The organism is Vibrio cionasavignyae (assembly GCF_050337155.1).
Taxonomy (GTDB): domain Bacteria; phylum Pseudomonadota; class Gammaproteobacteria; order Enterobacterales; family Vibrionaceae; genus Vibrio; species Vibrio nomapromontoriensis.
On record NZ_JAKJSR010000036.1, the window covers coordinates 1 to 14,607 of the forward strand.

Below are 14,607 nucleotides of genomic sequence, written 5' to 3' on the forward strand. Positions count from 1 at the left end.
TGACGACCAGCGCGACACTGCGCTCTACGCTGCTTGGTACTACCACGCTTCCTCGCCAAATGCTGCGGTCTGCTGTGGCCGCTAAGGTGCTGATCGGTTGGCCCCCTAATGTCGCCGTCGCCGACTCCATCTCACTATCAAACGTCAAGGTCACCTCAACGCTTTGACCAATCGCTTGGTGCGTGGGGTTAAACGTCGCCTTACTCAATGTTGGCAATACTCCTTTAACCTCGATAACAGCGCTGGCTCCTTTACCGGGAATAGTATTTATACTCTCGTAACTGTCATCATCAACGGTCACGGTAATATTTTTATTTTTATTTTCGGGGCTTTTATATTTGGCTATCCAAGTAATATTGTCACTTGAAGTCAGGCTATTCTCGACTAAGGTCCCTTTCTCTCCATTATCACTAGCAACTATTTTTATATCTCCCACATCAAAGTTCACAACTTCTTCGGAAAAAATAAATTTTACGTCTAGTTCTTTACCTCCAGCCAATGGATTATCGCCAATTGGTATAATATTTAGCGTAGGGACTGTCGCTTCCTTTACGACTATATTTATAGAATTTCTAACCTCATGGCCCGCCAAATCATTCGCCACAATAGTGACAGCGTAACCCCCTGGGGAAAGTAAGTATTCCAGCGTATGTGGTTCGTTAGCATTCTCTGGTTTAGTGATAGACTCAGGGGTAAATTCAACCGCTTGACCATCTATGGCATTACTGGTCACAAGGTTAAGGTTTTTATCAGAAACCATTGCCATAACTTGGAATCTATATCGGCCATTTTCCGGCGTCATTGACAGTTGGGTTCCTGTTAAATTCGATATCTGAGGTTTTTGATAATCCACTATCGCTTGTAAACCCTGAGAATCATACTTCTTACCATTCAACTCAAAATTCGTAATTTCTCGACCTATCGAATCTATGACGCCCAATTTTATTTGATATAGCCCCTGCTCATCCGCCGTAAAATTAATCGTATCATTCACTGACGATTGTGAAAATTGCCCCGTTTTCTTTAGATTATCAAGTTCAATCGATTCGTAGTCCAACGTGTATTGCTGCGCGTTAACTTTGTCCCCTTCGATTGAATCAAGTGTAAATGCTTGACTTTCTTTCTTGAATATCAATTTCCCATCAATAATTTCGGCACCACTTTCAAAACTCAACGAAATTTCTGGAACCTTAATATTAACCTCTATTCTCTCGTTACTTTGCAAACCTACTTTATCGGTCGCGGTTATATCAACACTAATTGTATTGAGATTAATTAAGTCGTCTTTGTTCAACTCAAAGTAAGTTGCAGAGCCATCATCATCTTGGAGTTTTTCTTCTTCGTAACGAGGTTTAAATAACGAATACTTCACTTTTTCTAAACCACTAACCGCATCGGTAATGTCGAACCTAAATCTCACCATGTTTGTCAATGGATCAGGCGTTGTCACACTTACCGATTGACCGATCTTAGGAGGTGTATTGTCGACATAGACAGTAACGCTTTGCTCACCGGACTTCGCCCACACGTCAGTGGCAATAATTTTGGCGGTTAAAGACTTACCATCTGAACCATCTGGTAGGTCACTGGTAAACGTAGAACATTTATACGTTGGATCATCAATACAATCTTCGAATTGAGAAAACTTTTCAGGATGTTCCTTATAGTTATACGTTTCTACGCCAAACCTTGCGGTTACATTATCCAGGCGAGAGTTTTCGTATATCTTGACTCTAAATTGAACAACAAGCTGCTGACCATTAATAGTACTGCTCGTCTCTGGGCTGATAATATCAACATCAATATCCCCCTGAGGCATTTGCAATAATAAATCATGTTCAGCGGTCACGTTTCCAGCTATGTCGGATAAGTTCTTAATTGAGTATTCTTGCTTAGTACTTAATCCACTAATAATTGAGGAGTATAGCTCAGAGTAGGTACACTTAATTTCGCCCTCCCCCCCAGAACAACTCTTCGGAACAAACGCTCGATTACCCTGCTGTTTTTTAACTAATTTTGGATATACATCATCAGTCGATGTATTCACCCCGGATAACTCATCATAAAACGTTAAGTCAAATGTAAGCATTTTATTACTTTCATCATCAAACCAAACATCATTACCCTTTAGGTAATAAGCTTCACCATCCATCACAATCGGCGCATCGATATCCGCCATGGAAAAGTTATATTTGTCTATTGATACTTTACCATTGGTACCTAGTACCCGAGTAATCAATGCAACCGGTGCTTTTGACATATTACGATCAGAAATCACTGTACAACTGTGTTTATTTTGAGAGACGTTGATGACTCCAGAATAAGCAAACAGCTCGTCATCAGAGGGGGCATCTTCTGAGGTATAATCCTCGCGAATCCAGCACTCTAGTGTTTTAGCCTTCACCTCACCAACGACATCAAAATTCACTGTAAGCACTTTCCCTGCAATATGATTTTGAAAATTAAGTGGCTCTGCGATTGAAAGTTCTACCCCTTGCCTTTGAACACTAATGTACTTATTGAGTTCACCATACCTTCTATCTGCCTCATTGATATAACGTACTTTGTTGTATACTTTGATAGCAAAAGCATATGTGCCATCATCTGATAGTTGGGTTGGAAGTAGTGTCGTGAACCAACGATTACCTTCACCCCGATTAAAAGTAAGAGGGTTGGAACTGCTTTGTTCAGAATGCTTGTATGTCGCGACTACATCCTCAATCCCACTCGGGTCCTCAACTTCCATCGATATAACAATACTCTCATCTCGAGTGATCGCCCCTTCAATGGGATCACCATTCTCATAACTGAATTGAACTGAGGAAATCTGTGGTTTGGCATTTCGTATCTGTATCGGGAAGTCCTGTGTCGTTTTATTGCCTCTTAGATCCAGCGCCTCTATACGAATATTATTTATACCGTCAGATAGGCCCGTTAGTTCAACTGTTAGATTTTCATCCGGCTTTTGTCCTGGTACACCCGGGAGCGGCGGAGTGTCGGTGAAAGACCAAAACTTAATACTTTCTTTATCCACGCCATCAATTGACGGGACACCATTCGCATTGAAATCTTGGGCAGTAATATTAAACTGATAATTAGAAAGGTAAAATGCATCACTGCTATAGCCATTCAATCCTAATAATGGCCCAGTTCGATCAAGGATAAAGCTTCGTGTATTTGAATTTGACGTAAAGCCATGGATATCGATAGCCTGAGCATAGATCTCTGTGATTTCTCCTTCTTCTACTATTCTAATTTTACTGGTATCTGCTTTCGTCAATGGGATAACAAACTCTGAATTGGTATCCGACGGTAAAAAGCTCTTGATCGGCTCACTTTCTCCGACCTGATAAAGTAAGATATCTCTAACACCTGACTCATCAATCACTGATTTAAAGCGAACATCAAATGCTTCGCCTAACACAAAACATTCATCTGAGACGCAAGGAGTAGCCCAAGGCGTATTTAGTTCGATCTTCGGACCTTGGTTATCGACTTTAAATGTAATAGTACCAGTATTGCTCACATTTGCGGGGTAAGCACTGTCTGTCGCAGTAATATAAAATTGGTTCAATGCATCAAATTCAAACGCATTTGCGACTAACTGTACTTGGACTTCGGGTTGGGTTCCAATAATGTGCGGCTGCTCTTTACATAACTCGTCTTCAGGCTCGCAACTAGTAAGTGTCATTGTTTGACCGGATCCGCGCCTTAAATCAATATTCACATGGTCACCTTTGCTCAAAGTTCCCCAGTCAATATTCGGCTTCCAAATAGAATTCCCTCCAAGCCGATTGGCAAGATCTTCTCCTTTCACAATTGGTGCAATTGAGTCAATCCGGACCTTAAATTTAGGTGCAGTGCTCGTTAACTCTGACACCACATTCCCTAGATTGTCTTCAGCACGAACACCAACAGTCCAGTCCCCATTTCCAGGATCAATTGTTGTACCTTGGTCTGAACAAGATGTACCCGTACAGAGCTTTACCTTGAACCCAGAGGCTGTATTTACGGTAAACTTACTAGGATCGTAGGGGACTTTCTTTCCATCCGGGAGCGAGAATACCAATTGGCGCTCACTTAGCTTATCCCCAACTAAATCCTCAACGATAAAAGTGAGCTCATGAACATTACTAGCGTTAAGGTAGACCTCTTCTGAGAGCGTGTTACCAGTTACATCCTTTGGTGGTAAATAGGAAATATTCGGGTAATCATTATCAATGTAATAACTTTTTACATACGGCTCACTGCCATCATATCCATATGCATTTCCGTGTCTGTCTTTAGCGCTAATTTCGATTGCAAACTCCACAATATCAGGGAGACTTGATGATTGTGTATCCAAGGAAAATCGATAGTTCTTTTGGTATTTGTCGCTACTCTCGATATCTTCGACAATTTCCACCTCTAAAGGAATTGGTATACTGTCTTGCTCTACTTTAAACCACATGGTTGAAAAACTAGGCTTATATTCTGGCGTTTCATCTATACCGGATGCATCTTTTAGGTTGATCTTTGCGGTAATTTCACCGGTAATATAATCCTTGTTATTTGCAGTAACGACATCGCCAGTTTCTATTTCTACTGTCGGTTCCGGCGGTAAATTATCTATACTCTCTCCGTCGCCTTCAATGATTGCTTCGCCATCTAACGTTGGATTGGCAGTCGAAATTTCATCCGCATATAATTGGGCTATATGCGTAGCGACGCCATAATTGATCGTCATAACATTATAAAGTGCTTGCGCAAGATCACGCCGATACGTATGCGAACCAAAGTCATAGCCATCAAGGTTTATTTGATTCCCATTCGCCCCTATACCATTTGCTTTGCCATCGTAACTAAAGTCGTCATACATTGAAGAGGCAAAGCCCACTGAACTGTTTCTTGGTGTTTTAGACGATAACTCGTTAATCGCTTCAAGCAAAAACCTATGTAGGTATTCGTTAGTGGGTGGTTCTGGAACCGCTTCTAAACGCAGCATTTCGTTTGTTGCATAGGAAATTAGAGTCGGATCAAAACCAAAGAATGAATGACTGTTTCGCCCCGCTAACGCCGATTGTACTTGTTGTAAAATTTCCAGCCCTTTTACCGCAGTTTTTTCACCTGCAACAACTTTATTCCAAAGAAAATCAAACAGCCCTGTGTGATAAGTAGCAAGTTCGGTAATGTAAAAAGTTTGCGAGCCATTTAGCTTAAAATATGCACCAATATTTGCCTTAGTTAAATCTACATATGTTTTGGAGCCAGAGTGATCTTCCCACTGATAATAATAGGGTTGGTTAGAACCTGCTGAACTCAAGACTCGAATCCGCATAAAATCATAATTAACCAGATCCGTCGTCGTTGGGCATGTTGCTACATCCCAAGCTTTTTGCCCAGAATTTGGCTCATTCGTTTGACTCGAAGTACAGTTTCCCAATGAAGTGAAATCACCATTTTCGGTTAAGCCCTCAAGCTGAACTTGAGCACCGATAAACGGGGTTACGACTGAAATAGTCGGGAGATCAAAGCTGCTTCGAAAATAGACTTCCTCGACTACACTCGTATTTTCCGACTCATCCATCGTTTTAATCACGAGTCGCTGAGCACTGCTCTCGGCAACATTGCGAAAGTTATCGCCAAGAATCTCTTTTACGTAAGGGATATAGTAAGTCACTTGACTGGCACGGTCGTTAATGTAATTTATTGTTTCGTGTGGTATCTCCGCAGAATATTCACCAGAAGAAGCGACAGTATCCGTCGTGTGCTGTAACACGTAATTTCCATCATTATTCTGGCTAACTGAATACTCTACGATAAGTTTAAGTTTGTCGGCACTTGAGCCAATAATCGTCTCGTTTTGAGGATCAGATACGATCACTTTAAGATAAGGGATTTTATTTTGCTTTAATAAATTAACGTTGAAGTTCTCGAAGTCCGCCTCATTATTAAACATCGCTTTTATTCCTGAACTTGCGTAAAGGAAATCAATTTTCAAATAATCTTTCGACGAAGCTACATTATTGGCAGTGTAAGTATCCCGAGTATAAGGAGCATCAGAGGTAATTCGCTCGCCTTCATCACTTACATTAACAAACGTCATTGGGGTGGTTTGTGGGTATGTTACGATCTGAGTAGGCGATTGATCATCTTTGCTAACTGTATGTAGAAATATTCCAACATTCCCCTGAGTGTCTGTCGCCGTTATCTCAAATAGAGTTGATGATGAAAACTCTTCGGTCTTATAGCTTTTTTCAAATTTGCAAGCACTTCCAGATTCAGAGATAACAGGGGTACATTCTAGATCCTCTGTAATACCGCCATTAAATGATACTGACGAGGATTCAATATCTTGATAATCTTCTTTTATAATGCCTTTTAAAACATAATCCGTAAGCTTGTTATTCACTGTGCTAGAAGACGTTACATCAATGACGGGGGCTTTGTTATCCCATATAAAATCAATTGGGGTCCCTTGAACTAAAGTATTCCCTAAAACATCCGTCGGGTACAACACTATACGTGCGGCGGTTACATTGGAGAACCCTGTATCTGAATCAGTATCGATTTCATCAACTTCAACTGTATTTACCATTACTTTCACAGATGTTTCGCGTTTTCCTTTTTCAAAAGCGGAATAATTCACTGCGCAAAAGTAATTACTTGTAGTATCCGATTCATTACAACGGTATTCATCCGACCAACTACCGTTCAATTCAAACTGCAGATACACAGATACATCTTGTACTCCAATTTCATCGGTTAGCTTGATATCAACGATATCAATCCCTGAAAGAACATCACTATCTGTTCTAGTAACAACTGGAGCCTCAGTGTCTATATCAATTTTATTTCGGGGGGGAATCATACTTAGTTCATCCCCTTGAGTCCCTAGCTCATTAACTTTATTACTAAAGCTCTGGTAGTCACTGGCTTTCGTTCCCGAAATATTAAGAGTAGGATCGTTCACAACTATCAAAAGGTGTTGAGCTAAATGGTTAGTATAAACATCACTAGAAACTTCTCTTCGGCCGAATGAGATCGGTGTTACCCCGCCTCCCGTTTCTAGTATTTCCTTTCCATCTAAATATCCATCGGACACGATATCTCTGTATTGTATGTCTGCAAGATTCATTGATGTATAGACATTACTTGAATTCCCATACTTCTCGATTAAATCGTTAGAGTAAGAGGAGTATGCAGTTAACAATGCGCCATATTTGTGTCCAGGCGTTGCAAAGCTGCTTTGACCGCCGTTAGTGATATCAATTGGCTCAGTCCTATTGACATCAAATCCATACATAGAGTTAACTGTATCTAACGCGCCATTAATCGCGTTTTCTGTCGATGCTCCCTTACTCTGCTTGTATTTAGCCAGACCTGCCGTAATGTTGGTTAACGGCGTAATCATAAGGCTTTGACTCAAACCTTCAGAATAATTAATCACACTATCTAGTTTAAGTATCTTACCATTACTAACCGATATTATTTCCTTAGTTAGAGGATCGGTATAACTTCCTCCTTCGGCTCTAACTAAAAGCGGCCGAGAAGAAGATACAACTTGAATTGAGTAGTTACCAAACGCATCTGTATGACTCAGCCCAAGCTGACGACCGATTTGCTCATTTTCATACTCCCACACCGATACGCTTGCGCCATACACCGGCGCGTCAAAGACGGTACCAAAAATGGTGCCGCTTTTCCTTGCTGCCGGAGCACTACTGCTTCCTCCACTTTCCCCCCCGCAAGCGGCTAAAATTATGGAGGTAAGAATTGAAATCAATGTGATATATAAAGTATTTTTATTAAACATAGCAAATCGAAAATTAAAATTTTCCGAGATTATATTCTTAATGTGAAATTTCTCAACGTGACGAAATCACCAGTACTTTAATCAAAACAACTAAGTAATCAATGACTTTTCATATTGTAATCCACTTTATTCTTGCATCTATAATCATTTACTTAGTTAAAACAAAGGAATTAACTGCTTCTCAGTGTAAGATTTAATTTAAAATATTATACTATCCCAAAATTTACGTTCCTCTTGATGAACCAACTATAATGACAAGTTTCACACTACCTCACGTCAACTACCAACGATTACTCCCTATTATTCTCTCCACATCCCTTGCTGTAACTATTAGTTCGATGACTTATCACCTCTCGTCTAGCGAGGAAAAACCAAGTGTTCAAAACGTAAACTCTGTTACTGATAGACACTTTAAAGAACTATATGACAAACATTTTCAGAGAACTAAAATAATTAGTGGTATCATCGACTACTCTTTCATAACATCGGTTATAAACTCTGGGTTATCTCAAAAGGAAATCAAGTCACTAATCAGTATAATTGAGAAACATTTTGATATAATCAGCTCTGTCCAAAATGGCGATAAGTTTGCCATTAAGTATCAAACGAATAGTGATAACGATAGATATATTAGTTCTTTTTACTATACTGGTAGAAAATTCGACTTTTTTATCCTTCAAGATGAAAATTACAATACCTACAACAGAAATGGATACAAATTAAGTGGTGAGCCATTTTATACTCATCCACTAAGTGAGTATTTCCGTGTTAGTTCATCATTCAACTTGAAGCGCAAGCACCCAACAACAAAAAAAGTAACGCCACATTTTGGCACTGACTACGCATCCCCTATCGGCACAAAATTATTCAGCATCGCTGATGGCATAGTTGTGAAGTCAAAATATAATCAATTTGCCGGAGATTTTATTAATATACGTCATTCCAACGGTTCATTGTCTCGATATCTGCATCTTTCTAAACGCAATGTTAACGTTGGTGATAAAGTCTCAAAAGGGGAGCTGATTGGGCTCACTGGTAACAGTGGAAGGACAACGGGTCCGCACCTACATCTTGAGCTTTTTGTTGAAGGAAGACCTGTAAATTATGAACGTTATATACAGAACTCCCGCCACTTCCCCAATCAAAAAATGAAGGTCAAAGCGAAGATTGAACGAGCAGAGTTGATTAAAAAACTAAGCAAACTAACTAAAACAAAAACCACACATATATGATTACGCTCACCCCCCTTATTTTTAGACATATCACTATATTGGTAGCTTAGATAAAGTGCACGAATCACTCTTTATCTAAGCTACGTAACAATCTTTAGCTCGAGTTGGCACTATAACGGCGTGACTCCTGAATAACGCACTCCAGACAACTGCGCCATCTCTCTATTCCAAGTAGCCAGATCATTTTGATTAAACTGGCTCAGGTTATTGTGTCCGCAGGCTCTTGCCATCACCTGCATTAACTCTGTTGAAGCTTCAAAAAAATTATTGAGTTGCTTAGAAGCCTTCTCAACATTCAGCCGTTGTCGGAGATCCGCCTTTTGTGTCGCAATACCCGCAGGACAATTGTTGGTGTTACACATTCTCGCCGCCACACAGCCTATAGATTGCATGGCACTATTAGATATCGCGACACCATCGGCACCTAACGCCATAGCCTTCACAAAATCCATTGGCACTCGCAAACCACCTGTCACTATTAACGTTACCTTACCGCTGACGCCTTGCTTATCTAAATACGCTCGGGCACGTGCTAGGGCGGGTATTGTCGGCACACTAATGTGGTCTCTAAACATTGCTGGCGCAGCTCCGGTTCCTCCACCTCGCCCATCGAGAATGATGTAATCTGCACTGGCATCGAGCGCGAACTGAATGTCCTCCTCAATATGATTGGCACTGAGCTTGAAGCCTATCGGAATTCCCCCAGTAATTTCTCTAACTCGATCAGCAAAGCGCTTAAAATCCTCCGCGCTATGAAGATCTTTAAAAGTCGGCGGTGAAACCGCAGCAGTACCAGGTTCAATCCCACGAACCTGCGCAATTTTTCCTATATTTTTACTGCCCGGAAGATGGCCTCCTGTCCCTGTTTTTGCACCTTGCCCCCCTTTAAAGTGGAAGGCTTGAACGTTTTTTAACTTGGATTCCTCATAACCAAAACCCGCACTCGCTAGTTCATAGAAATAACGCGAGTTTGCCGCCTGCTCTTCCGGTAGCATGCCCCCTTCTCCAGAACAAATTCCGGTGCCAGCCAATTCAGCCCCAGTTGCAAGCGAAATTTTTGCTTCTTCAGACAAAGATCCAAAGCTCATATCGGAGACAAAGAGAGGAATTTTCAGTGAGAGTGGTTTTTTCGCCATAGGGCCAATGATTAATTCCGTTGCGACGGCTCTATCTTCAAGTAATGGCTTTGTCGCCATTTGCGCTACCATAATTTGTAGGTCATCCCAGTGTGGCAATAAATGTCGTGGGACGCCCATGGATGTCATTGGCCCATGGTGGCCGACTTTTTTCAAACCATCACGCGCTAACTGATGAATAAACTCAACGGTGGGCTCTTCTTTTGTCACGGTGGCAATGGGCATACTGTCAACAGATTGTATTTGCACGCCCGGCCCTTCTTGCCCAACTTGCTCCTGACTAAACTGTTTATGAGAGCCATCACAAAACGGTGGGTTCTGAGTATGTTTACAGCGACATAAATAAGCATCGCCGCTTTCTGTCGCAACAAAGCTCTTAGGCTTAAACTCTGTTCCTGCATGCGAGCCGTCACAGAAAGGCTGCTTAGATGACCGACCGCACGTGCAGTAGTAGTACTCTTGGTCTTTGGTGAGATCGGCTTTGATTGGTGCATTGTTGGCGATAATCGGCTTGCTCATAGTCCATCCTTTGTTCCATGTGTCATAGGGTAAGGCGCTTTTAATTAGCGATAGTATTCTCAATTAAAGGTCGTATTCTCAATTAAAGATAGTGTTCTGAATTAGAGAAGCCGTTACTAATTAACGGTTGATTATTCTAAGAGGCTTTGGTGAGCTTAGTTGACAACTGACACCATTGCTTTGTTACCACTTCCCACTATCTGTCGATTCTGCATGTTTTATTAAAGCCCATCTGGCCGGTAACACCATGATGCTAAAACCCCAGCACGTTGGCTGGGGCTTCAGATTCACACATGTGTCAGTTCTTGTTATTTAGGCATCGGAACAATATCAAAGTCCGGTGTAAAGACTTCCACCGTCGATGTGAGTTTCATAAACGCGTCTTTATCTCCTGTTAACGAGGCATCTTGACGACTAAGAAGATCACTTAAAGATAGCTCCGTGACTAACATTTGTGACATGTCGCTCTTATTGATGATTAACCTTGTATCTGCCGCAATAGGTTTCTCGGTCTGAATCGCCGTCAAATTACCGTTACTGATTTCAGCATAATAATGTTCACCAAGATCCGGGTGGCTAATCGTTAGACTGAAATCAAGACCTAATTCAATCGCTTTTGGCCCATCAATTGAAACCGCGAAGAAATCTAAGAAGCCTGAGGTAGGTGTATTGGCAATAATATCAACGGACGACATTTTAATTGAATCGGCAACATGCCCTGTACGCAGTTCGTAAGCCCCCTGAAGGTAAGAGTTACGCCATGCCATCGTCTCAGACTGATAACCTTGCTGTTCAAACGAATCGGCTAACCATTGTCTGGCAACCTTGTTAGACGGGTTACATTGCAACACGTCATTAAGCAGTTGCGCGGCTTGTTGATATTGCCCGTTAGCATAATGGGCTTGACCCGCTTTAACGAGTACCTTCTCTCCCGCTGCCTCGACATACACGCACGCCTTATCAACGGTTTGCAGTGGGTTAACATTAACTGGGTTTAAATCCAAATAGCCTAAATATAGATTTACTATTGCACGTGCATTGTGGCTATAGGACCCGTGATAACCATTGGTATGCCATGTATCCAATTGCGCTTGCGGCACAATCTTTTCAATTTCTCGACCAATGTCATTAACTGTCACGCCACGGTTTGCTAAGCGCATAGACTGGTTGTGTAAAAAGCCATAGTTGTCGCGCTGCATCGTCAAATAATCGGCAATTTCACCGTTGCCATCATTCCAAACTGGAGCAGAGTGTGCCTGATGCAGTACCGTCGCTTCAGAGGCGAAACGCAACTTTAACTCATGTAAGTATTTAGACCAAATAAGGGCATCACGCGTTTTAGCACCACGAAATGTATAAATATTATGCTGACCATCATAAGTTAGCTCTGCACTATGAAGGGCTTTATATTTAGGGATCCAGTGAACATGTTCACTCGGAGCTTCCGCATCCGGCATATTGATAAACAAGATATCCAAACCATCCACGTTCACCCATTCTTCACGTTCATTGATCTCTTTATTGTGTGGGACTAGGGTGACGTCACCTTGGCTTGGCGCTAGACCTAATGCGTTGTCCACAATACCCTTAGTGGTCGTTGGAAGCGTCGTGCCATATTGATATTGCGATCGGCGACTCATTGCATTGCCCCCAACCATCGCTTCAGCAGCGATCGATTCCATAAACTTATCCGGGGCAATAATTAAGCCTTCAAACGACTCGTCGATAATTCCGCGTGAACCACCAAAATGGTCTTGGTGAGAATGGGAGTAAATCACCGCTGTTATTTTATGTTCACCGTTCACTTTTGGTAGATGGGCTTTAGCAAATTCCCACGCAGCACGACCTGCGGCCTCTGTTAATAATGGATCATGAATAATATAACCGTTATCAGAACGATAGATTGTCATATTGGTAATATCGGCACCACGAACCTGCCATACGCCTTCTGTGACTTCATACAAGCCATTTGCCGCGTAATTTAGCATTCCTTGTCGATAAAGAGATGGATTAACCGTCGCAGGTAGTTCATCAAGGTTCATTGTTGAGTAATGAGGGAAACGATCACGTACACTTGCCGCTTCGCCTTCAAGCTCTGCCACTAAGCCACGCGTGGTACGGTCAAAAGCCGTCACATCTTTCCAAGGTAGGTTTTTGGCAAACGCATTGTTTGCTTCAATCGTATGTTCTGTCGCCGGTTTTCCTTGATAACTATCAATCGAATCATAATCCGCTAATGCCACTGTTGGGGCGAGCCCAATCGCTAATGCCAATACACTTTTATTCATAACTGCTCCTCAAAAAATCACATGAATGTTCAATAATGTCGTATCCACTCACTAGCACTGCGAACCATCCCCACCGCAAGCTTAATCAGTGCACCGTTGAATCCACTCTAATACCTTGTTGAGGTAAACAAAATTAACTAAACTATAACTCTGAGATTAAACTTACTTACCACGAGTAATTACTCGATGAATTTTTCAAAGTTCGACCTAAATCTATTCAAAGTGTTTGTAAAAGTGATAGAAACTGGCAGCTATGCAGACGCGAGCGAGGCATTGGATGTCTCTCCTCCAGCCATCAGCTTATCCATGCGTAGATTGCAAACGCTACTGAACGAAGAGTTATTTACTCGAGGGAATGGTAAAGTACGGCCTACTTCTGCCGCCTTAGCATTATATGAGAACATTCATGGCGAATTGCTCACATTTGAAAGAGTGATCAATTCGTTTGATACGTTTAATCCGCAGTCTTCTACGAAGCAGTTTTTTATTTCGACTCCAGAAGAATTCCATACTCGATTACTGCAGGGTCTACCGAATAAAGCGAATGACAACATCACCTACTCATTACATGAGCAGGTTTATGATGAAGAACACGCCATTGCGAGTCTTCGAAATCGAAAGGTTGATGTGATTGTCGACAGCTTTTTGTTAGACGACAAAAGCCTTGAGCATGAACTGCTATATGAAGACGATATTGTACTCGTTGTCGCCAATACGCATCCCTGCAGTCAGAGTGGCATTGATCTCAATCACTACCAAACACTGCCACAATCCATTATGAGTTTGCGACGCAACAATAAGTTTGCGTTAAATTTATTTTTTGAAGAGCCTGTTACGATTAAGCGTCACATCGTCAATGAAGCGAGCTCCATGCTCGCGAACATGCTTGTCGTCAGTGAAACTCAACTGTTTTGTCATACAACAAGAAGCCTTGCCATACAGTATAAGGACATCCTGAACTTAAGCATTATTGAAACACCTATTCCCCTCAAGCGTATTCCATTCTACATGCAGTGGCACAAATCAAACTCTTCAGCTCCGACTCATCAATGGCTTCGCGAAAAAATTAGACATGTTATTAAGGGCGCGCAACAAACCTATGGGTAAATTAGCGGGTTACCTATCAACATACAATTAAGTCGACAATCGACTGAAGGTAACCACACTCACTAGGCTTTCTTGACATACTTCGCCGTAATTAATATTTCCCCACCCCCATCGACTTTGCAGTCAAGTTGATGATCCTTACCTTCAATGATTCGCTTTATCACCGCCTTTGTGCCTATCTTAACCACCATAGAGCTACCTCTTACTTTGAGATCTTTAATAGCTGTGATCTTATCCCCTTGTTCCAACAGTGCGCCATTTACATCATGGACAACAAATCGTTCGTCCAATAATTGTTGGGGGTTCCATTCATACGCACACTCAGGACATACGAGCTGATCTTGGTCTTGATAAACATATTCGGATTGGCACGCGAGGCAAGGGGGTAGTGACATACTGTGATACTTCTATTGATGGGTCTTCCCTGTATGGTAATGGGTCTTTCGCACCTTAGCGAGCAACTTTTCAAAACGACTAAGGTGATAAGCGGCAATATCTGGGAGAGGCACTCCTGCACCGCAGCAATGTCC

Annotated in this window: 6 protein-coding genes; 2 read left to right on the forward strand and 4 right to left on the reverse strand. The window is 41.8% G+C overall.

Translation table 11 applies throughout. From position 1 onward, the window contains the following. The coding region (locus tag L4D74_RS23610; protein WP_428754861.1) for an Ig-like domain-containing protein at window positions 1–7,765 on the reverse strand (7,765 nt) is incomplete at its 3' end. A gap of 281 nt (window positions 7,766–8,046) precedes the next feature. Here L4D74_RS23610 and L4D74_RS23615 point away from each other — a divergent pair. After that, the gene (locus L4D74_RS23615; RefSeq protein ID WP_428754862.1) at window positions 8,047–9,027 is read left to right on the forward strand and encodes a peptidoglycan DD-metalloendopeptidase family protein; all 981 of its coding nucleotides are present in this window, start codon (window positions 8,047–8,049) and stop codon (window positions 9,025–9,027) included. Between the two features lie 110 nt (window positions 9,028–9,137). Here L4D74_RS23615 and L4D74_RS23620 read toward each other — a convergent pair whose 3' ends face one another. After that, complete coding sequence (locus L4D74_RS23620) at window positions 9,138–10,682, reverse strand: glutamate synthase-related protein (RefSeq protein WP_428754863.1); 1,545 nt, start codon at window positions 10,680–10,682, stop codon at window positions 9,138–9,140. A 308-nt stretch (window positions 10,683–10,990) separates the two neighbouring features. Next, complete coding sequence (locus L4D74_RS23625; protein ID WP_428754864.1) at window positions 10,991–12,970, reverse strand: alkyl/aryl-sulfatase; 1,980 nt, start codon at window positions 12,968–12,970, stop codon at window positions 10,991–10,993. Between the two features lie 186 nt (window positions 12,971–13,156). On the opposite strand from L4D74_RS23625, the gene L4D74_RS23630 reads away from it, so the two are divergent. Continuing rightward, window positions 13,157–14,077 (forward strand): LysR family transcriptional regulator, encoded by a 921-nt coding sequence (locus L4D74_RS23630; protein ID WP_428754865.1) that lies wholly within the window; start codon window positions 13,157–13,159, stop codon window positions 14,075–14,077. 62 nt (window positions 14,078–14,139) lie between these two features. Here L4D74_RS23630 and L4D74_RS23635 read toward each other — a convergent pair whose 3' ends face one another. Beyond that, the gene (locus tag L4D74_RS23635; RefSeq protein ID WP_428754866.1) at window positions 14,140–14,472 is read right to left on the reverse strand and encodes a zinc ribbon domain-containing protein YjdM; all 333 of its coding nucleotides are present in this window, start codon (window positions 14,470–14,472) and stop codon (window positions 14,140–14,142) included. Window positions 14,473–14,607 lie beyond the last annotated feature (135 nt).